Origin of the sequence: Corynebacterium sp. HMSC063A05, assembly GCF_001809695.1 — a bacterium.
GTDB classification, from domain to species: domain Bacteria; phylum Actinomycetota; class Actinomycetes; order Mycobacteriales; family Mycobacteriaceae; genus Corynebacterium; species Corynebacterium amycolatum.
In genome coordinates this window covers 292,730-312,365 of sequence record NZ_KV798500.1, presented here as the reverse complement: position 1 = coordinate 312,365, position 19,636 = coordinate 292,730, and the positions used below count along the sequence as shown (strand labels likewise).

The following is a 19,636-nucleotide window of genomic DNA, read 5'->3' as shown; positions in this document are numbered from 1 at the left end:
ATTCACGATGAGCACGGACATCCAAGGACTGCTGAAATTCCTCGGTGAGCAGCTAGAACGTCTCGGTGTTGAGCATGGCATTGCCGACAATGCCGCCGTGGTGGTTCTGCCTGGTAAGAAGAAGCTAAAGACCGTCGTTGGTCTCATCCCGGCGCCTGACTCCCTGCGTGTCGAAGCCTTCGTTTGTCGCGCTGTCGAAGAAAACCACGAGGCCGTCTACAAGTGGTTGCTGCAGCGCAATCGTCGTCTGTTCGGCATCGGTTACACCATTGACGCCGCAGGCGACATCTACCTGGTTGGTCAACTGCCGGCTCAGCTTTCCGACGATGACCTCGATCGCCTCCTTGGTCAGCTGCTGGAGACGGCCGATGGGGACTTCAACCAGATCCTCGAACGCGGCTTTGCATCGGCCATTAAGCGCGAGTGGGAGTGGCGGGTTGACCGCGGGGAAAACCTGGCCAATCTGGAGCAGTTCCGCCACATGGTTGAGTAGCCGGGGGTAGTAACCCACATAGCGGGGCAACGAACGGCGGGCTGTCCAGTTTTGGGGCACAATTGGGGGTATGAGCAATGGAAAACTGATTCTTGTCCGTCATGGCCAGAGTGAGTGGAACGCATCCAACCAGTTCACGGGCTGGGTCGACGTTGCACTGACCGACAAGGGCCGCGCTGAGGCAGTACGTGCCGGTGAGCTGCTCGTAGAGGCAGACCTGAAGCCGCAGGTGCTCTACACGTCGCTGCTGCGTCGCGCAATTAACACCGCACACATTGCCCTGGATACCGCTGACCTGGTGTGGATTCCGGTTATCCGTGACTGGCGTCTGAACGAGCGCCACTACGGTGCTCTGCAGGGTCTGAACAAGGCAGAGACCAAGGAGAAGTACGGCGAGGACCAGTTCATGTCCTGGCGTCGCTCTTACGACACTCCGCCGCCGGAGCTGTCGGATGACAGCGAGTTCTCGCAGGCTAATGACCCGCGTTATGCCAACCTGGATGAGGTTCCGCGCACGGAGTGCCTCCTGGACGTCGTCAAGCGTTTCATTCCTTACTTTGAAGAGGAAATCCTGCCGCGTCTGAAGGCCGGTGAGACTGTCATGGTGGCAGCTCACGGTAACTCGCTGCGTGCACTGGTCAAGCACCTGGACAACATCTCGGACGAGGACATTGCCGCTCTGAACATCCCGACCGGTATCCCGCTGGTTTACGATTTTGATGCTGAGGGCAAGGTTTTGAACCCGGGTGGCACCTACCTGGATCCGGAAGCTGCAGCTGCAGGTGCTGCTGCTGTTGCCGCTCAGGGCAACAAGTAAATATGTAGGTGATTGATAGGCCGATAAGGGGCGCAGCCAAGTGAGGCTGTGCTCCTTGGTTTATTTAGGGCTAGCGAGCGCAATAGTTTTTCAGCGCGCGCGGATTGTGAAAAGAGCTTAGGGTAAGACCCGTGTCAAAAATCATTATCGCTGCTCTACTAGGTGCTGCGGTTATGGCAGCTGTGCTGATTCTTGGTGGAGTTGTCTCAGGTGCCTATAACGCCGCTCGGCGCCAGAGGAGCGACGAGGAAAGTACAATAACCACCATGGCGCAGGTCATGCACCTGGCCATTCAGAAGTCTCCGACGGGGGTGGTGGTCGTTGACATCTCCCGTGATTTGATTTTGTCCAACTCCATGGCGCACAAGTTGGGGCTGGTTTATGAGCGCCGCCTGAATGATGTGGGCTGGGAAGCTGCAGAAAAGGTTTTTGACTCGCAGGAGGACCAGGAGCTGACACTGGTGTTGCCGTCGCGCCGGGCAGGGGCGCCGGACACGATCGTCCGTTGCCAGCTGACTCCGCTGTCACTGGTGGATGACCGTTTTGTGGTGATTTACGCGGCGGATGTCTCCGAACAGGCTCGCATGGAAGCCGCACGACGTGACTTTGTGGCCAACGTTTCCCATGAGCTTAAGACTCCCGTGGGGGCTATCAGTCTGTTGGTTGAGGCGTTGAATGAAGCTACCGACGACCCGGTGGCAGTGCGTCACTTTAGTGAGAGTCTGACGCAGGAGTCCAAGCGGATGTCGACGATGATTACGGAGCTCATCTCGCTGTCGAAGCTGCAGGGGGCGGAGCCGCTGCCGGACATGTCGCCCGTGAAGGTTGAAGAGATCGTCCAGGCAGCGGTGCGTCGTAATCAGATGCTCGCGGAGCAAGCGGGTATTGAAATCACCGTTGACTGTGAGCCGGAGTTGGTCGTTGAAGGTGATCGCAGCCTGCTGATCACTGCGGTGGCCAACCTGATTTCAAACGCCATCAACTACTCGCCAGAGGCCACGCCTGTGTCCGTGACTGCAGTCACGGAGGATAACGACACCGTCGCTATCCGTGTAACTGACCGCGGTATTGGCATTTCTCAGGCGAACCAGAAGCGCATCTTCGAGCGCTTCTTCCGTGCGGATAAGGCACGCTCGCGGGCGACAGGTGGTACAGGTCTGGGCTTGGCAATTGTTAAGCACGTCGCAGCGAACCACAAGGGAACCGTCAAGCTGTGGAGTCGACTGGGCACTGGATCGACCTTCACCATTGAGCTACCGCTGATGGACAAGACCGGTTCCGCGTCGAATGACGGCGATGTATCTGCACGTTTGCCAATCGGGCACACTCCGCCTGCGGGTAAACTTGTGGCTAAGAAAAGCGCGCAGCGTGGTACGGGCAAAACCCGCGGCAAGGATAAGGATTCCCAGAACAAGGATTCCAAGGAAGGAATGAAGTAATCCGTGACTGAGGTACTTATTGTCGAAGACGAGACGGCTTTGGCGGAGCCGCTAGCGTTTCTGCTGCAGCGCGAGGGATTCGAGGTGCGGATGGCCGCTGACGGCCAGGAAGCACTTGCAGAATTTTCCAAAGCAGAACCGGACATTGTGCTGTTGGATCTCATGCTGCCAGGTATGAGTGGCACCGAGGTCTGCAAAAACATCCGCTTAAAGTCCTCTGTCCCAGTGATTATGGTCACCGCCCGTGACACTGAGATTGACAAGGTCGTCGGCCTCGAAATTGGTGCGGATGACTATGTGACCAAGCCTTATTCCTCTCGGGAGCTTATTGCCCGTATCCGGGCTGTGCTGCGACGCGGTCGTCACGACGACTCCGACGATGTCGAGGAGATCTACGAGGAGGTCTTGCGCGGCGGCCCGGTCGTGCTGGATGTCGAGCGCCACGTTGTCACCGTTGACGGCGATGATGTCGCAATGCCGCTCAAGGAGTTCGACCTGCTGGAGTACTTGCTGCGCAACCGTGGTCGTGTGCTGACCCGCGGCCAGCTCATCGATCGCGTCTGGGGCTCCGACTACGTCGGCGACACCAAGACGCTGGACGTACACATCAAGCGCCTGCGCTCCAAGATTGAGCGCAATCCTTCCTCGCCTGAGTTCCTGGTCACCGTTCGCGGCTTGGGTTACAAGTTCGAGGACTAACGCAGCTAACTGCTGCCGATGCTCTCCGCCGGCGATCTGATGAATCCTCGACGTTAAACCTCGTCCGGTGCCAGCCCCTCGGCCGCTGCGCGTGTGGCCGGGTGAATCGCCAGCAGTGGGTAGCCGCTCGGCCCGAAGGCCTTGGCCGCGCCCGCTGCCTCTCGAGCCCGGCAGTGCTCCGCCAGAATTTCGTAGCACTCTTCGCCGATGAGCTCGATTAGCTCAGACTTGTGCGTGCGCCACATCGGTTCGCCACTGGCATGTGTGGCCGGCGCGCCCGTGCAGAACCATTCAAAGTCCTCGCCGCCATCGCCCCAGCCGCGACGGTCGTACTCAGTAATAGTCGTGCGCAGAATCTCCTGGCCGTCTGGGCGTTCCTCCCAGTCCTCCAGTCGACGTAGCGGCACCTGCCAGCACACATCCGGCTTGACCTTCACTGGGTCAATGTCGTTGGCCATCGCCCACTGGTGGATGGCACAGCCCGCACCATTTCGCCACCCCTCACGGTTGGCAAAAATGCAGGCATTCTTCACGACCTTCGTTTTCAGAGCAGGCTCAGGATCTCCGTTTTCGTCGTCAAGCTCGTCCCACACTAACCACGGTTCCAACGGCTCGGAGGGATCGGTTTCGTAGGTTTCGAGCCACTTCAGCGTTTGTTTGGGGCGGTTCTGCCACCACTGGGGGTCTGCGGAGTCGCCTTCCATCCGCTTTACGACGTCAATAACCCTCTCGCGGTCTTTGTCGTCGGTGATAAAGGCGCCATGGCCGCAGCATCCGACATCCGCGTTCGCGGAGTCGATGCCCAGGCAAGCGGAGGTGCCGAAGGCGCATTGATAGGAGCTCATCAACCAGGTTAGGTCGCAGGTGATGATGTGTTCTGGGTCCTCTGGGTGGGCGAACTCGAACCACTCTCGGGGAAAATCATAGGCGACTTCAGCGGGAGATGGTTGTGGTCCGCGACCGGGGCGGGGGTGGGGTTGATTCACACCAATACACCGTAGACCGTCTAACCTACTAAGAGTGAGATTAGGTGTATTAGATGTAGGTAGTAATACCGTCCACTTGGTGATGGTGGACGCCCGCCGGGGCGGACATCCGACTCCGATGAGCGATTCCAAGTCGACGATGAAGCTGGTCGAGTACCTGGATAAGGACAACAACCTGTCCAAGAAGGGCATTGACAAGCTGACGGGCTACGTCGCTGAATCCAAGGAATTGGTTGAGCAGATGAAGTGCGAAGAGATGATTAGCTTCGCCACTTCGGCTGTTCGCGATGCCGCCAACGCGGACGAAGTACTCGCTCACGTCGAGAAGGAAACTGGCATTAAGCTGCAGATTCTCTCCGGTGAGGACGAGGCTCGTCTGACCTTTTTGGCAGTACGGCGCTGGTACGGCTGGTCTGCTGGTCGTCTAATCAACCTGGATATCGGTGGCGGCTCTCTCGAGCTGACGTCGGGTACCGATGAGGATCCGGAGGCCGCGTACTCACTGCTGCTCGGTGCGGGCCGTTTGACCCACGAGTGGTTCGAGACCGACCCGCCGGAGCGTAAGAAGATTGACCTGCTGCGCGACTACATTGATGCTGAGCTCGCTGAGCCAGCTCGTCATCTGCGTACGCTTGGTGAGCCGGACTTGGCTGTCGCCACGTCGAAGACTTTCCGCACTCTCGCCCGCCTGACTGGTGCGGCGCCTTCCGCCGCTGGTCCGAGGGTTAAGCGCACTCTGACTGCGGCTGGTTTGCGTCAGTTGATTGCGTTTATTTCACGCATGACGGCGGCTGACCGTGCTGAACTTGAGGGTGTTAGTGCAAATCGTTCTCACCAAATTGTCGCAGGTGCTCTCGTTGCGGAGGCTAGTATGCGAGCATTGGGATTAGAGAAGGTCGAGATTTGTCCTTGGGCTCTGCGCGAGGGCATTATCTTCCGACGACTGGACAGTGACCTATACGGAAAGGGTTGAGATGAGCGAGGAAAAGCTCACCGTTGCCGAACTGCTGGCGCGGCGGCAGAAGGAGGGAGCCCCCTCTGAACCACCGCGGCGCCGCCGTCGACGCAGCCTTGAAGAAGGCGGTGTGTCCGTTCAGGAACTCACTGGCTCAATCCCTCGCGTTAAGGCCGGCGAACCACGACGCGGTGCGCACGCTCTTTCCAACGCAGACGACGGTCAGACGACCACGAGCGATCTGCTTGCCGACGAAGCTGCGACCAACGGCACCGAAGAAGCACGGGCATCCGAACCGGAGGCAGAAGCTCCGGAGCACTCGGAGGCCGTTGCTGAGTCAGTGATAGTTGCTGAAGAGGCGGATTCTTCGGAGCATGAGGTTCAAGCTGAGGCCGAGGCTGAAGCTGCTGCTCCGGAAGAGGACGAGCCGGAATTAATTGAGGCTGACACCGAGGTCGCTGATGCCGAAGTAGCTGACGCCGAGGTCGCTGACGTCGAAGCTGACGAAGTTGCCGAAGAACCGGCTGCTCCGGCTGTTCCGGTTGCTCCGGCAACTCCGCAGCAGGAACAAGCTGCGCCGAGCACGCCAACTACGCAGCCAGCAGCCACTGCAGTGCCATTGGCAATTCCGATGGAACCCCGTCCGGTCATGGTCAACTCCGAGCGTTCGGAGATTACCTACACCTTCACCGAACTGCGTGACATGGCAGACGAGTCGCAGCAGATTGGGGAACCGGGGCCAGTCGCTCGTGCAGTACTCACCGGTTCCAACGCTTACGACGACCGTCCGACTGCCTCCATTCCGGTTGTCCAGGGCAGTGTCGACGAAGAGGCTGCGGCATCCGCGGAATCGGATGACGTCGACGGTGAACAGCTTGCTGAGGCCGAAACAACAGAAGCTCCGGAAGAACAAACCCGTGTGCTGCAGCAGGCGGAAGAGGCAGACGCAGTCGGTGAGACTGAAGCTGCTCAGGAAACGGATACCTTCGAGGCTGCCGACGCTGACGCCGATACCGGGGCCGCTTCCGAGGCAGCAGTGGCAGCCGCTGTCACTCCTGAAGTAGCACAGCCAGAAGACGTACAGGCCGAGACCACACCGACCCAGGTCGCAGCTGACGAGAAGCAGTCGGAGCCCCGGGACGTCGTTAAGCGTGAGGAACCCAAGAGCTCCAAGGGCAAGGTCGCCGCGCGTGATGGCTACGCCGAGGACAATTCCCTCTCGGTGCCGTTGCTGCTGATTCAGGTCTTCGTGGGTCTGATTGCTGGTGCATTGGTGTTCCTGGGCTTCACCATGGCCTGGTCGTCGTTGCCAAAAATCGTGGTTGTCATCATGGCTCTCGTGGTCTCTGGTGGCTTCGCGGGAATGGCTAACTACCTGCGCCGTGAGAAGGACAAACTGACACCGATTCTCGCGGGGCTTGTCGGTTTGGCACTGACATTTGGCCCCTGGATTCTCTTTCAGTTGTAGTGGGGCCAACAAAATAATCATCACCTGATGCAGGGGCCGGAAGCGAAGTTTTCCGGTCCCTGCATTCGCATGTGTGGGCCAGTTTTGGCACACTTAGCGTCCATGACAAGAATTGCTGTAATTGGTGGCGGAAAGATTGGTAGTGCACTCGTCGGTGGTCTCATCGACGGTGGTGTCTCGCCCTCCTCGATTTATGTGGTGGGGCGCACCAAGGAGAGCCTGGCTGGTCTGAAAGAGACCTACGGCATTGTCGATACCGACGACCCGGTAGGGGCAGTCGACGGTGCCGACGTGGTGTTCTTGTGCGTGAAGCCGTACTTGATTGTCGACATGCTCGAGAAGATTGCTGACGTGTTGGATGACTCTGAGGTCGACACTATCGTGGTGTCGATGGCGGCTGGCATCACGCTGGACAAGATGGAAAGCGTCTGTGCTGTCGGCACCCCGGTGATCCGCGTTATGCCGAATACTCCGATGCTGGTGGGCAAGGGAGTCTGTGCAGTCGCGCCGGGTCGCTTTGTCACGGAGAGCCAGACCGACGAGGTTGTCGGACTACTGGAGAAGGTCGGCAGCGTTGAGGTTGTCGATGAGTCGCTGATGTCTGCAGTCACTGCAGTCTCGGGCTCTGGTCCGGCTTACTTCTTCCAGTTTGTCGAGGCGATGACCGATGCGGGTGTGAATCTGGGCCTCAAACGTGATCAGGCTAAGCGTCTGGCGTCGGCTACGGCTGCTGGTGCGGCCGAGATGATGATGCAGGAAGGTGCGGACCCGACTGCGCTGCGTGCTGATGTCACTTCGCCGGGCGGTACAACGGCAGCGGCCACCCGAGTTTTCGAGGAAGAGGGTATTCGCCGCGCGGTGCATCGCGCGCTGCAGGCTTGCTATGACAAGGCCAATGAGATGGGTAAATAAGTATTTCGCCGAGTGGTCGCGGGTGTACAAGTAACCCCAATATTTGGGGCATTGGAAATGGCCAGGGGCAGTAGCTAATCCGATACGCAGGGACGATGGGCTAGTCACAACTGTCACACCATTCGCCAATGCCCCTATTTTTTATCAAAAATCGCACCGGTACCTTGCCTACCGGTAGGATATGAAAAGCACGTGCGTGTCACGATTTTCTGCAGGAGGGGAAGCCTGCAGCGCGTCGCGTGCGCTGAAGGGAATATTAACTAATGCAGAATGCAGATAAAGGCACCTTTCTGACCGTTGCGGAAGTTGCTGACATCATGCGCGTATCCAAGATGACCGTCTACCGCCTGGTTCACGCTGGCGAGCTGCCGGCAGTGCGCGTTGGCCGTTCTTTCCGCGTCCATGAGTCCGCAGTCAAGGAATACCTGGACTCCTCTTTCTACAACGCGGGTTAATTTTTTCTGCCTTTTAAGCGGGGCTGTTTGACCTGAACGCATATGTCCCCGCTATGATTAATCCGATTAGTACATGGTGCTGTGCTGCGCCCCTGTTTCCTATCGTCTTCAAGTCATGAAGTATCTAGCTGTGAAGGCGGAAGGAAAAAGGGCGTGACATCTCGGCGGTTGTAAGGCCGCATTGAGTACGCCGCCATTGTGCAAGAAAAGAAATTTCCGTCAACGAATAGCGAGGTCGAGCCGATGGGTTCCGTCATTAAGAAGCGTCGCAAGCGCATGTCGAAGAAGAAGCACCGCAAGATGCTTCGCCGTACCCGCGTGCAGCGTCGTAAGCTCGGCAAGTAAGCCAGCATTCCTGCCTTTATCGCAGGAGCGCGCGTGCTGCGTCGCGTACACGTTTTAAAAGCAAAACCCGCCCGGTCTCGTTGAGATAGGGCGGGTTTTGTCGTTTTTTTGGGGGGAGCTGCTGAGTACGGATTAAGTAGCAAAAGATCGCGGGCTGCAAATGTGAAACTGTGCGAGTTTATGGCACTTTCAGGCCATTTTTCGAGCCATTTTTGTCATAAACGCGGTCACTACTCTCGAGTACTTCTAGCAGCGCTTAGCTTTCCTTGTTCGCGTCCCACAGTCGCTTGCCGACGAGTCCCGCGCCCCCAGCAACTCCTGCCAGTAGTGCTCCGATCGAGAGCCACCGCATCGTGGCGAAGGTTACGGAGCGGAAGTGACGGTAGTCGTAGATCGTCCAACCCATCTTCTGGGCGTAATTCCGCAATTTGCGATCCGGGTTGATGGCCACGGCGGTGCCCACCATGGACAGCATGGGAATGTCGTTGGCGGAATCTGAGTATGCCGTGCAGCGAGACATGTCCAACCCGGAGGAGGCCGCCAGAGCTGCTACCGCGTGCTTCTTACCCGGGCCGTGGAGGATATCGCCTACCAGGCGGCCGGTGAACTTTCCATCTTTGACCTCGGCGACTGTGCCGAGGGCGCCGGTCAGCCCGATGTGCTTAGCGATAACCTGGGCCAGCTGCACCGGGGTGGCGGTGACCAGCCAGACCTCTTGGCCAGCCTGGATATGCAATTCCGCCAGATCGCGGGTGCCCTGGTAAACGCGGTCGCTGATCTTTTCTTCAAAGATCTCTTCGCCGAGTTTGACCATTTCATCCACATCGTGGCCGGCGAAAAACTCCAATGCCTGTTCGCGGGCCTTAGCTACGTCGGCGGCGTTTTCCGCGCCCGAGATTCGGAATTTAAGCTGTTTCCAAATCATCCCGGCCAAATCGCGCTTCTTGATGAACCCGCGCTCGACCAACCCCATGGCAAAGAGGAAGATTGATGCGCCCTGGACAAGCGTGTTGTCCACGTCGAAGAAAGCGGCTGCGCCTTGATCTCGTTCGACACCCGGAATGGGCTGCGAGAGCACACGTGCACCGCCAGCGGCATCTTCGGCACCCGCTACACTGCGAAATCCCGTAGCCAGTTCTTCGCCGCCGACGTCGTAGACCTCGCCGAGAGCTTCCAGCGCATTGGCAGCTGCTGCAGTACCAGCTTCCTCCTGTGCTTCATCATTGAGCGGAGCGAGAACTATCTGCTCGAGGAAGTTGCGGACGTTCCCCTGCGAGGAAGCAAGGTCGCCCAGCATGTCGATGGGGAAGGGGGAGCGGTTGTTGGCACTGAACTCACTCACGGTACGAAAATCTCTTTCCACGGTGTATGCAACTGATATCCGTTATCGGAAGCTCTTGTTGAATAGTATCCGCTCTTTAGGCAAAGCTGCGCGCTGAGATTCAAGGAGCGGATAGGGGCAAAGATAAGAAGGGTCACTTTTGCAAGGGAATTGTGGGGAGGGGGACGTCGTAAAGCGAAACAGTCGACCTTTAGACTGACCGTTATGGTGACTGTGACGGTGATGAGTAGGAAGACGTGCGGTTCGTGCGCTCGCGTGATTGCGCAGATCGAGCCGCTGGTTCGGGACCAAAATGCGCAGTTCCAGGTGGAAGACGTGGATACCGATCCGAACTTGGCCATGGAATTTGGCGATCGCGTGCCGGTGATTTTGGTCAATGATGAGGAAATCGCTTGCTGGGAAATCGATGACGATGAGCTCCTGGAAGCGATAGCGGAGGTCGAATAAGTTCCCGAGACAGCTCTGCCGAACTGCTAGGAGCTGGGGGAACATGGCAGAATGTGGAGTAGCGGCAAAGAAGCAGTAGAGCGCTGCGAACACCGAGGTAGAGGCTAAGTAAAGTATGCCTTTGTTGTGGCGAGATGGCAGAGTTGTCTAGCGTTAACAGTCATAGCTGTGTGAAAAACCCGTAGCGGGGACTGTGAAGGAGCAATAGAGCGGTGATTGAGCGGTGAGTGTGCTTCTCGTCGGAATGTCGTACCGGTCTGCACCGGTGACCCTTCTTGAAAAGGTCTCTGTCGGTGAAACTGAGCGAGAGGCCATTTTGGCCCGTCTGGTCGCGGATGAAGCAATCAGTGAAGCGATGCTGTTGTCGACCTGTAACCGCGTTGAGTACTACGTGGTGGCCAACGGCTTCCACTCTGGGCTATCGGCTGTGGTCCGTGAAATTGTCGGTCGTACTGGGCTCGAACTCGATGAACTGACGCCGCACCTCTATGTGCGGTATGCACAGGCTGCGGCGGAGCATGCTTTTTCGGTGTGTGCTGGTCTCGACTCGATGGTGCTGGGCGAACAGCAGATTATCGGTCAGATTCGCAATACCTACCAGGAAGCGGACGAAGCCGGCACAGTCGGTCGCATGCTGCATGACTTGGCACAGAAGGCGCTGCACACAGGCAAGCGAGTCCACAGCGAAACGCTGATTGATAACGCGGGCGCATCGATGGTCTCCGTGGCCATCGACGAGGCGGTTGCTGCACTGCAACCCGGATTCAACTCTGGTGTTGACGTCGCTGAGGGTACCGATATCCTGGCCGGACGTTCGGCTCTGATCCTCGGCGCCGGTGCGATGAGTTCGCTGGCCGCTAGCTACCTGGGGCGCTGCGGTATTGACCGTCTGATTATTGCCAACCGCACCGTTGACAGGGCGCAGAACCTGGCCAACCACTCCATCGAAGCAGGCATCCCCGCTACTGCTATTGCGTTGCATGATTTCGCCGATGTCCTCGATGATGTGGACATTCTCGTCAGCGCCACTGGGGCCATGACTCCCGTCGTTTCAGCTGCTGATGTCATCGACCACGGCCCGCTCGCCATCGTCGACCTGTCTATGCCTCGCGACGTTGCGGAGGATGTCTCCGGGCTTGAGGGGATTGCACTATTCAACATCGAATTGCTGCAGATGACTCGCACGGAGGTCCCGGGCCGTGATGATGAGGCTGCAGCGCGCGACATTGTGGCCGAAGAGTTGGAGTCCTACCTCACGGCGCAGCGTGCAAGCGAGGTAGCACCGACTGTTCGCGCTCTGCGTGAGCGTGCGGCAGATGTGGCGGCGGCTGAGCTCGCTCGCCTGGAGGCGAAGACACCAGGTCTTACGCAAAAGGAACGTCGCGAAGTCGAGTCCACGGTTCGCCGCGTCGTCGATAAGCTCTTGCACGCGCCAACGGTGCAGGTCAAGAAGCTTTCTAGCCAGCAGGGTGGCGGCAACTACGCGCTTGCGCTGCAGAAGCTCTTCGACCTGCCTCTATCTACGCCCTCTGGCCTGTATGCTGACACCGATATCCCCGCAGATCTCATGGTTGAGGGCCGAATTGGGCGGATGCAGGGATTTGAGCAGTATGGTCTTGACAGTAGTGCCATCATTGAAGGCGTTGCTGAAACCACCAAAAATTAACACCCGGAGGGAAACATGCCTGACCCAGCGACTATTCGTATCGGTACCAGGGGCTCGGAACTGGCCACGACACAGGCCGGCCACGTCCGTGATGCACTGATTGAGCTGGGGCAGCCTGCAGAGCTGGTGATTGTAAAGACCGCCGGTGACCATAACCGCCACGACCCGGTGGAAAAGATTGGTATCGGTGTCTTTACCCAGGCGCTGCGTCATGCACTCCGCGAGGGGGTGTGCGACATTATCGTGCACTCGTTTAAAGATCTGCCCACGTTGCCGGAAGACGACATGATGGTCGCAGCCGTGCCGGAGCGCGTCGACCCGCGAGAGGCGCTGATTTCCCGCGATGCCACGCCGCTGATGGACCTGCCTGAGGGGGCTCGAGTGGGTACCTCCGCGCCGCGTCGTGTCTCTCAGCTGCGTGCGCTGCGCTCCGACCTGGAACTTGTACCACTGCGTGGAAACATCGAAACCCGCATGGGGCGCGTCTCTGAGGACTTGGACGCTGTCATTCTGGCTCGCGCCGGACTGGAGCGTACGGGGCGTCTCGGAGAGATTGCGGAATCCCTGGACGTGGACGTCCTCATGCCGGCCCCGGCGCAGGGCGCCCTGGCGCTGGAGTGCCGCACTGCTGACCGCGAAATTGTGGATATTCTGCGGAAGATTGACCACCCGGTGTCCCATGCCCGCGCTGTCGCTGAGCGCGCTGTACTCAATGAGCTGGAAGCGGGCTGCACCGCCCCGGTTGCGGCCTACGCAACCGTGAGCGATAGCGGTGAACTCACCCTGCGGGCGGGGGTGTTCGCAGTCGACGGATCGCGCCAGTTGCTCGAGACCGCTACCGCAACCGTGGATAAGGCCGATGAGCTTGGCCGGAAGGTTGCGGCGGCCCTGCTTGAACAGGGTGCTCATGAGGTAATGGGCGATACCCTGCGGGAATCTCAAAAGTAGCCGGTTAGTTAATTTGGCTCAAACCCTTTATGCTAATAGGCCTGTATGCATGCCGTTGGGATAAGGGTTTCCTTCGTGTGCTCGCATGTGAGATTCAGGTGTCTACCTGCCCCTCACATGTGTTGGCGCATGTCCGCTTTCTTCCTTAGTGACTCATCGGCACGAAAAGTGAACAACCAATAGAAAAGAAATCACTCCGCAACGATGAACACCTCCCTCCCCGCAGCAACGGGACGCATCCTGTTCGTCGGCGCTGGTCCTGGAAATCCCGACCTGCTGACGCTTCGCGCCCGTGAGATTCTCGCAGACACCGCTATCGCCTACGTCGACGCCGATGTCATGCCGGGGGTTCGAGAACTCGTCGCAACCGATGTGCCTGTTCCTCCCAAGCTGCTGAAGGAAGCCGAGGAAGAGTACGAGCGCATGTGCGCCGCAGCCAAGGCCAAGGGATCTCGTCGTAAGCCACCGCGTCCGGCACCGCCGACCGCCGCAGATTTGCGCGAGCCTATCGACGATCCCAAGAAGATGGCCGCCCTGCTCGTCGAAGAAGCAGCCAAAGGCAATGACGTAGTGCGTTTGGTGGCCGGAAATCCGCTGACCAACGATTCGCTGCTGGCCGAAATCAACGAGGTCTCGCACGCCGAGGTTGAGTTCCAGATCGTCCCTGGTATGTCCGTGCCCTCCACCGTCCCGGCATTTGCCGGTATCGCGTTGGGTTCGACGTACACGGAGACCGATCTCGGTCGCGCCGATGTGGACTGGGACGAGTTGGCGCAGGCACCGCAGCCGCTGGTGCTGCAGGCCGTGCAGGATGACCTGTCCGCGATTGCCTCCAAACTCGGTGAACGCGGTCTGCCGTCGGCGTTGCCGGTGTCGGTGACTGTCAACGGTACTACTCGTCTGCAGCGCACCTACGACGTCACGCTGGGCACCTTGGCGCAGCTTTCGGGTGACCTGACCGGTCCGCTGGTGGTTACGCTTGGCAAGGGTGTGGACAATCGCTCGAAGTACTCGTGGTGGGAAAACCAGGCCCTCTACGGATGGAAGGTGCTGGTCCCACGCGCCAAGGCGCAGGCAGGGCCGATGAGTGCTCGTCTCGTTGGGCACGGCGCCATCCCGATTGAGGTCCCGACCATCTCAATCGAGCCACCACGTAGCCCAGCGCAGATGGAACGCGCCATCAAGGGGCTTGTCGACGGCCGTTACCAGTGGGTTGTCTTCACTTCCGTCAACGCTGTCACCGCAGTGTGGGAGAAGTTCCAGGCATTCGGCTTGGACGCGCGCTCGTTCGCTGGAGTCCGCATCGCAGCCGTCGGGCATCGCACCGCTGCTGCCATCCGTGATCTCGGCATTACCCCGGAGCTGCTTCCGGACGACACTCGTCAGAACGCCGCGGGCATCGTCGACGTGTTCCCGGAGTACATCGAGGATCTCGATCCGGTCAACCGCGTATTGCTGCCACGCGCCGACATCGGCACCGACGTGCTTGTCGACGGTCTGATTGACCTGGGCTGGGAAGTCGATGATGTGGTCGCTTACCGTACCGTGCGGGCAGCGCCACCGAGTGCGGACATCCGCGACATGATTAAGTCCGGTGGCTTCGACGCAGTGTGCTTTACCTCGGGGTCGACGGTGAAGAACCTGGTCGGCATCGCGGGTAAGCCGCATGCTCGCACCATCATTGCCTGCATCGGGCCGATGGCCGCAGCTACGGCTCGCGAGTACGGTCTGCGTGTAGATGTCGTGCCGGAGCGGGCAAGCATCCCGGAGCTGGTGGACGCGCTGGCAGAGCATGTTGCGCAATTGCGGGCTGCAGGGCAACTGCCACCGCCGCGCAAAAAGCGTCGTCGTTCGCGTAAAACCAAGGCCTAAACCAGGGCGAATCGGGGCGAGTTCGCGTTTTGATTAAGGTTGTCTTTATGACTACATCTGGAGCTTCTGAATCATCCCGCGAAATCGATCTCGAACAGTTTGGATTTCCTCTCCCGATTCGTCGCCCACGCAGGCTGCGCACCAACCCGGTGATGCGTGCGATGACGGCAGAGACGACACTGACTCCGAAGAATCTCATCCTTCCCATGTTTGTTGCAGATGGGATTGATGAGCCGAAGCCAATCAGCTCCCTGCCCGGGGTAGTGCAGCACACCGAAGACTCCCTGGTGGAAGCTGTGCGCGAGGCTGTTGAGGCAGGTATCTCGGCGGTTGACCTCTTCGGTGTCCCGCTCGATGCGGATAAGGACGGCGAGGGCTCTGAATCCTGGAATCCGGAGGGCGTTCTCAACCGCGCTCTGCGTCGTCTCCGCGACGAGTTCGGGAATGACATTCTGATCATGGCCGACACCTGTCTGGATGAGTTCACTGACCACGGCCACTGTGGCGTACTGGGCACGGATCGCTTCGGCAACACGGTCGTTGAGAATGACCGCACGCTGATTAACTACGTCAAGATGGCCGTTGCCCAAGCCGACGCCGGTGCACATATCGTGTCCCCGTCGGGCATGATGGACGGCCAGATTGCCGCTATTCGTGAGGGGCTGGACGCCGCTGGCCATGAGGATGTCTCCATCATGGCGTACTCGGCAAAGTACGCCTCCGCCTTCTATGGTCCATTCCGTGAAGCCGTGGGCAGCTCGCTGCAGGGTGATCGCCGTACCTACCAGCAGGATCCTGCAAATCGTCGTGAGTCCCTGCTCGAAGTGCAGCTCGACGTTGACGAGGGCGCAGACATGGTGATGGTAAAGCCGGCCATGAGCTACCTGGACATTCTGCGTGAGGTCGCGGATATGTCGCCGGTGCCGGTTGCTGCCTACCAGGTCTCTGGTGAGTACGCGATGATTCACGCCGCTGCCGCCAACGGGTGGATTGACCTGGATGCTGCGATGATGGAAGCAGTACTGAGCATTCGCCGTGCCGGTGCGGAGCAGATTTTGACCTACGCAGCGGTGGACTTGGCGAAGAAGCTGCGTGCCCAGTTCTAATCCGCTGGGGTGAACGTGCAGTAATAAGTATCGAGAAGTGGACGGATGACTAAAGAAGAGAAGAAACCCGCAATTCCCGAGCAGGTCGAGGGAGCTAGGCAGGCGTGGCGGGTTACGGCCGTGATGCAGCTGCTCCTCGCTGCAGTAGCCACGGTGACCTACTGGCTGCATCCGGAAATGCTGATGAGCCCCTCAACCGCTAAGGAGAATTTCCCGGGTTTCAGCGAGGGCCAGATTGATGCCGCCATGAAGGCGAGTATCGTTATCGCGTTCTTTTTCGCAGTGGGGCTTTGCATCGCGTTCTTCGCCATCATCGAGCGAATGCGCAAGGGGAGCGAAGGTGCTCGCACCGTGCTGGTTATCGGCTCGCTTTACCTGGCACTGTCGGCGCTGATGTCCTTCTTCTCTTCTACGGCTTCAGAATCGGGAGTGCCATCATCCCTTGTTCTTATCAGCGGAATTGTGCGAATCGCCTCTGCCACTGCCGCGGTAGCTGGCCTGGTGCTCGCCGCCTCGAAGGAGTCCAAGGACTACTTCAATCATCAGCGCCCCTCGAAACCGTGGACTCCGTCCGCGCCGAAATCGCATCTGCCGGGAGCGTCGAAGCATGGCGCTGATACAAAGCAGCAACAGCAGCTGGACCAGTCACAGCCCAAGCAGCCCAAGCAGCCTGAGGAGTCCAAGCAATGATGTCCCTGCCGAGTCGGCCCTGGCAGTGGGTGCTCTTCGTCGCGCTCATCGCCCAGATTGTCCTGAGCTTGATACTGGTCACCGGAGATTACTCGCAGGCTCCCGCTGCCGTTGGCCGCGATATCTACATCGTCGCCGGTGTGACGCTGGTCTGCTCGCTCATTGGTAGCGGCTGCTTGCCGACGGCCACTGAGTTCAAACTCTCCCGGAACTGCCTGCTCATCATGGTGATTGTCACGGCTCTCGCCATGTTCTTTGCCATTATGGCCGGTGCGCTGACTGTATGGGTTATCGTGCCCAGCCTGGCGATGGCGTGTGGACTACTGTTGCTCTATCGTGAATTAGCGCTCACGCGCGCCAATCAGCCACAGGATTAGACGGAAAGTTTCAAAGGCCATGAGTGACACCGGTGAGTTTGATTTCTCTCTGGACAATCGCGTTGAACAGGCGATTGTGGATGCCAAGGTCGCTGCTCGTAAGGCATTGCCACGAAGCCGTCAGGATATCGACGAAGAAAGTGCCCATCAGCGGCTTGCACACCGCAGAGGCCAGTCCAACACAGCTTTCGCACTCATCCTGGAAAACTTGGAAAACGCCGAGAGCGCTGAGCGTGCTGAGCATGTTTTGGAATCCTTTCCAGATGTGACAGCCTCTGTGGTTTACAAGCCCGGACGCGCGTGGATTACAGCGCCCGATACCATCGATCCGAATCAGTTCATCGAAGCTCTCCGCGAAATCGGGGTCGAGTCGTACCTCACGCGCAGCACGCTTCGTCGTCGTGCAACTCGGCTGGATGTGTCACAACATCGCCGTCCCGCTGTTCCGGCTGCCGCTCAACAGAATGAGGAGGAGCGCATTCGCCGTCGTGAAGCGGCCTTGCGCCGAAGCGGCGGCGGTGCGGAGGTACTGTTCACGGCGCGTGAACTGGTGACCAAGCAGCGCTTTTGGGGCAGCCTGTTCCTATCGATTCCGGTGCTGGTGACGTCGTTGAACGTCAACTGGCAGTTCCCGGGCTGGCAGTGGATGTGCCTTGTGCTGACCACGATTGTGGTGTGGTGGGGTGGCTGGCCGTTCCACCGGGCAATGGCGGCGTCCCTGCGTCGGCGGATGTCGGCGCTGGATGGGGCGAGCTCCATTGCCATTCTGCTGGCGTGGCTGTGGTCGCTGGCGCAGCTTATCTTTGGTCCCGCGGGACAGATTGGATATACCACTGCGCCCACGTGGTTTGCTTTCAACTACCGGGAAAGCGCCTCGGCAGAGGTGTTTTTCGACGTTGCTTGCGGCCTGACCGTGCTGTTGCTAACAGGCCGTATGTTTACGCGCTACAACAAGGTGCGTACTGGACAGATTTTGCGCAACCTGCGCATTCCAGCTGAGCGAAATGTGACGGTCGTGCGCAAGAGCGCCAAATCCGCGGAGCCGAAACGAGTGGAGGTAACGGTCGCCGAGCTCAATATCGGTGATGACATCGTGGTTCCACCGCACTCGGTGATTCCGGTCGATGGCTCAGTCATCGGTGGTGCGTCCACGATGGATGCACAGCTACTCGGTATTGGCGTTGAACCGCAGAAGGTCAAGGTCAACTCCAAGGTTTGGGCCGGCGCAATCAACCTGGATTCGGAGCTCAAGGTGCGCGTGGAGCGCACCGGTTTCAAGACCCGGGCGTCATCGATAGCGCGCTGGCTGCGTCAAGCGGTTCGAGAAGAAACGGTGATGCACCAGACCGCAGTGCACTCGGCATCAGAGCTGGTGCCGTGGACGCTGTCATTGGCAGGCGTGGCATTTTGCGGCTGGTGGCTGGCGACGGGCACGATGAGCGGTGCCCTCGCGGTGGCGCTGGCCATACTCTCGGGCATCGCGCCAGTGGCATTGGCAATGTCTACGTCGACCGTGCAGCGCATCGGGATTCTGGCCGGTGCTAGTAACGGAATTTTGATTCGTGGCAATGAGACTTTCCGGAAGTTGGCTACCGCCAATGTGGTGATTTTTAACCGAGTTGGAACCCTGACCGAGGGTGACACCCACGTGCTCGGTGTCGCCGCAGAGCGCAATGAAAATCCGGATTTGGTTCTGCGTGTGGCGGGCGCTCTCATGATGGAGAGCAACCACCCGGCATCGGCGGCCATCGTGCGCGCGTGCCGTGCATCCCGCGACGCCGGTTCCGGCGGTGGCGAGGTGCCGCACTGGATTGAGACCGTGCATGTCGCAATTGCGGAAGACGGTGCGTTCGTTGGCCAGGTAGAGATTCCGGTGAAGGACTCCGACGACAAGTTGGAGATGCGCTTTGTTGAGGGGCGTGTTTGGCGTCCACGTGATCTCACTGCACTCAGCGAGAAAATGGCCGTGGCTGCGCTCAGTGGCGGTACACCGATGGTGGTGTCGTGGCGTGGCAAGGTCCGTGGTGTTATCACCATTGGTGAGGACATTAAGCCCGATGCGGTCGAGAGCATTGACCAGCTGGAGGATATGGGCGTGGACACCATGATGATCACGCGAGATCCGTACCCAGTAGCTCGTCGTTTCGCTGACCGGCTGAATATCTCGCGAGTATTCGCGGGCATCATTGCCTCCCGCAAGGCCATTGCGGTGCGTTCGGTCCACAGTGACGGTGAGACAGTCGTGATGGTTGGCGACAAGGACATCCGGGACTCTCTGCGTGCCGCTGATGTGGGTGTTTTGATGGACAACACCGAAGGCAACCAGAATCTTGATGTCGATTACGCCGATGTCGTGGCACTGCGCAACAACGTGTTGTCGATTCCGGAGGCCATTGAAATCGCACGTGCTGTGGTGCGGATGATGGACTCCAACATCTACTTTGCGTGGTTCTACAACGTTGCAGTCATCCTGCTGGGTATGACCGGTATGATTCACCCGCTCCTGGCATCGCTATTGATGATTTTCTCCAGCTTGTGGATCGACTGGCGTTCCCGTCGAGTGTCGTCCCGCAGGAAGCATCTATTCAGGGTGAAGCTGGGACGTTGGTAGGGCAGGGT

General features: G+C 58.9%; 19 protein-coding genes. 17 read left to right on the top strand and 2 right to left on the bottom strand.

Annotated elements, in window-relative coordinates:
• Nucleotides 1-7 precede the first annotated feature (7 nt).
• The 4 genes from HMPREF2651_RS05265 to HMPREF2651_RS05250 all read left to right on the top strand — a co-directional run bounded on the left by HMPREF2651_RS05265 (nt 8) and on the right by HMPREF2651_RS05250 (nt 3,448).
• Nucleotides 8-493 carry a type III secretion system chaperone family protein gene (locus HMPREF2651_RS05265; RefSeq protein ID WP_038627527.1) on the top strand — a complete coding sequence of 162 codons (486 nt, stop codon included), beginning with the start codon at nt 8-10 and terminating at the stop codon, nt 491-493.
• Between the two features lie 70 nt (nt 494-563).
• Nucleotides 564-1,310, top strand: coding sequence for a phosphoglyceromutase (locus HMPREF2651_RS05260; protein ID WP_038627529.1), 747 nt, complete (start codon nt 564-566; stop codon nt 1,308-1,310).
• A 131-nt stretch (nt 1,311-1,441) separates the two neighbouring features.
• On the top strand, nt 1,442-2,749 hold the full coding sequence (locus tag HMPREF2651_RS05255) for a sensor histidine kinase (protein WP_070585991.1): 1,308 nt from the start codon (nt 1,442-1,444) through the stop codon (nt 2,747-2,749).
• Between the two features lie 3 nt (nt 2,750-2,752).
• On the top strand, nt 2,753-3,448 hold the full coding sequence (locus tag HMPREF2651_RS05250; RefSeq protein WP_038627533.1) for a response regulator transcription factor: 696 nt from the start codon (nt 2,753-2,755) through the stop codon (nt 3,446-3,448).
• A gap of 53 nt (nt 3,449-3,501) precedes the next feature.
• Here HMPREF2651_RS05250 and HMPREF2651_RS05245 read toward each other — a convergent pair whose 3' ends face one another.
• On the bottom strand, nt 3,502-4,434 hold the full coding sequence (locus HMPREF2651_RS05245) for a DUF3109 family protein (protein WP_070585990.1): 933 nt from the start codon (nt 4,432-4,434) through the stop codon (nt 3,502-3,504).
• A gap of 34 nt (nt 4,435-4,468) precedes the next feature.
• On the opposite strand from HMPREF2651_RS05245, the gene HMPREF2651_RS05240 reads away from it, so the two are divergent.
• From HMPREF2651_RS05240 to HMPREF2651_RS10780, 5 genes are all read left to right on the top strand, one after another.
• A complete protein-coding gene (locus HMPREF2651_RS05240) occupies nt 4,469-5,407 on the top strand; it encodes a Ppx/GppA family phosphatase (protein WP_161798944.1) in 939 nt (312 codons plus the stop codon).
• A 1-nt stretch (nt 5,408) separates the two neighbouring features.
• Nucleotides 5,409-6,857 carry a membrane protein gene (locus HMPREF2651_RS05235; RefSeq protein WP_038627539.1) on the top strand — a complete coding sequence of 483 codons (1,449 nt, stop codon included), beginning with the start codon at nt 5,409-5,411 and terminating at the stop codon, nt 6,855-6,857.
• Nucleotides 6,858-6,959: 102 nt separating this feature from the next.
• Nucleotides 6,960-7,769, top strand: a complete 810-nt coding sequence (gene proC, locus HMPREF2651_RS05230; RefSeq protein WP_038629324.1) for a pyrroline-5-carboxylate reductase — start codon at nt 6,960-6,962, stop codon at nt 7,767-7,769.
• A gap of 263 nt (nt 7,770-8,032) precedes the next feature.
• Nucleotides 8,033-8,224: a helix-turn-helix domain-containing protein gene (locus tag HMPREF2651_RS05225; RefSeq protein WP_005509751.1), complete on the top strand. Its 192-nt coding sequence runs from the start codon at nt 8,033-8,035 to the stop codon at nt 8,222-8,224.
• Between the two features lie 243 nt (nt 8,225-8,467).
• Nucleotides 8,468-8,569 carry a 30S ribosomal protein bS22 gene (locus tag HMPREF2651_RS10780; protein ID WP_003855542.1) on the top strand — a complete coding sequence of 34 codons (102 nt, stop codon included), beginning with the start codon at nt 8,468-8,470 and terminating at the stop codon, nt 8,567-8,569.
• 256 nt (nt 8,570-8,825) lie between these two features.
• Here the strand turns inward: HMPREF2651_RS10780 and HMPREF2651_RS05220 are convergent, their stop codons facing one another.
• Nucleotides 8,826-9,950 (bottom strand): HAD family hydrolase, encoded by a 1,125-nt coding sequence (locus HMPREF2651_RS05220; protein ID WP_038627542.1) that lies wholly within the window; start codon nt 9,948-9,950, stop codon nt 8,826-8,828.
• A gap of 165 nt (nt 9,951-10,115) precedes the next feature.
• On the opposite strand from HMPREF2651_RS05220, the gene HMPREF2651_RS05215 reads away from it, so the two are divergent.
• From HMPREF2651_RS05215 to HMPREF2651_RS05180, 8 genes are all read left to right on the top strand, one after another.
• A complete protein-coding gene (locus HMPREF2651_RS05215; protein WP_038627544.1) occupies nt 10,116-10,358 on the top strand; it encodes a glutaredoxin family protein in 243 nt (80 codons plus the stop codon).
• A 223-nt stretch (nt 10,359-10,581) separates the two neighbouring features.
• Complete coding sequence (locus HMPREF2651_RS05210; protein WP_049180749.1) at nt 10,582-12,024, top strand: glutamyl-tRNA reductase; 1,443 nt, start codon at nt 10,582-10,584, stop codon at nt 12,022-12,024.
• Between the two features lie 15 nt (nt 12,025-12,039).
• The gene (gene hemC, locus HMPREF2651_RS05205; protein ID WP_038627547.1) at nt 12,040-12,972 is read left to right on the top strand and encodes a hydroxymethylbilane synthase; all 933 of its coding nucleotides are present in this window, start codon (nt 12,040-12,042) and stop codon (nt 12,970-12,972) included.
• A 204-nt stretch (nt 12,973-13,176) separates the two neighbouring features.
• A complete protein-coding gene (locus tag HMPREF2651_RS05200) occupies nt 13,177-14,844 on the top strand; it encodes a bifunctional uroporphyrinogen-III C-methyltransferase/uroporphyrinogen-III synthase (RefSeq protein WP_049180750.1) in 1,668 nt (555 codons plus the stop codon).
• 47 nt (nt 14,845-14,891) lie between these two features.
• Nucleotides 14,892-15,950 (top strand): porphobilinogen synthase, encoded by a 1,059-nt coding sequence (gene hemB, locus HMPREF2651_RS05195; RefSeq protein ID WP_070438168.1) that lies wholly within the window; start codon nt 14,892-14,894, stop codon nt 15,948-15,950.
• A 45-nt stretch (nt 15,951-15,995) separates the two neighbouring features.
• Nucleotides 15,996-16,640: a hypothetical protein gene (locus HMPREF2651_RS05190; protein WP_049180752.1), complete on the top strand. Its 645-nt coding sequence runs from the start codon at nt 15,996-15,998 to the stop codon at nt 16,638-16,640.
• Complete coding sequence (locus HMPREF2651_RS05185; protein WP_038627555.1) at nt 16,637-17,017, top strand: hypothetical protein; 381 nt, start codon at nt 16,637-16,639, stop codon at nt 17,015-17,017. The genes HMPREF2651_RS05190 and HMPREF2651_RS05185 overlap by 4 nt, the downstream gene beginning before the upstream one ends.
• A gap of 19 nt (nt 17,018-17,036) precedes the next feature.
• On the top strand, nt 17,037-19,628 hold the full coding sequence (locus HMPREF2651_RS05180) for a heavy metal translocating P-type ATPase (RefSeq protein WP_038627557.1): 2,592 nt from the start codon (nt 17,037-17,039) through the stop codon (nt 19,626-19,628).
• Nucleotides 19,629-19,636: the final 8 nt, after the last annotated feature.

Coding starts and splice junctions, on each gene's coding strand:
- HMPREF2651_RS05265 (WP_038627527.1), top strand. CDS start 8: ATGAGCACGGACATCCAAGGACTGCTGAAATTCCTCGGTGAGCAGCTA.
- HMPREF2651_RS05260 (WP_038627529.1), top strand. CDS start 564: ATGAGCAATGGAAAACTGATTCTTGTCCGTCATGGCCAGAGTGAGTGG.
- HMPREF2651_RS05235 (WP_038627539.1), top strand. CDS start 5,409: ATGAGCGAGGAAAAGCTCACCGTTGCCGAACTGCTGGCGCGGCGGCAG.
- proC (WP_038629324.1), top strand. CDS start 6,960: ATGACAAGAATTGCTGTAATTGGTGGCGGAAAGATTGGTAGTGCACTC.
- HMPREF2651_RS05225 (WP_005509751.1), top strand. CDS start 8,033: ATGCAGAATGCAGATAAAGGCACCTTTCTGACCGTTGCGGAAGTTGCT.
- HMPREF2651_RS10780 (WP_003855542.1), top strand. CDS start 8,468: ATGGGTTCCGTCATTAAGAAGCGTCGCAAGCGCATGTCGAAGAAGAAG.
- HMPREF2651_RS05215 (WP_038627544.1), top strand. CDS start 10,116: ATGGTGACTGTGACGGTGATGAGTAGGAAGACGTGCGGTTCGTGCGCT.
- hemC (WP_038627547.1), top strand. CDS start 12,040: ATGCCTGACCCAGCGACTATTCGTATCGGTACCAGGGGCTCGGAACTG.
- HMPREF2651_RS05200 (WP_049180750.1), top strand. CDS start 13,177: ATGAACACCTCCCTCCCCGCAGCAACGGGACGCATCCTGTTCGTCGGC.
- hemB (WP_070438168.1), top strand. CDS start 14,892: ATGACTACATCTGGAGCTTCTGAATCATCCCGCGAAATCGATCTCGAA.
- HMPREF2651_RS05190 (WP_049180752.1), top strand. CDS start 15,996: ATGACTAAAGAAGAGAAGAAACCCGCAATTCCCGAGCAGGTCGAGGGA.
- HMPREF2651_RS05185 (WP_038627555.1), top strand. CDS start 16,637: ATGATGTCCCTGCCGAGTCGGCCCTGGCAGTGGGTGCTCTTCGTCGCG.
- HMPREF2651_RS05180 (WP_038627557.1), top strand. CDS start 17,037: ATGAGTGACACCGGTGAGTTTGATTTCTCTCTGGACAATCGCGTTGAA.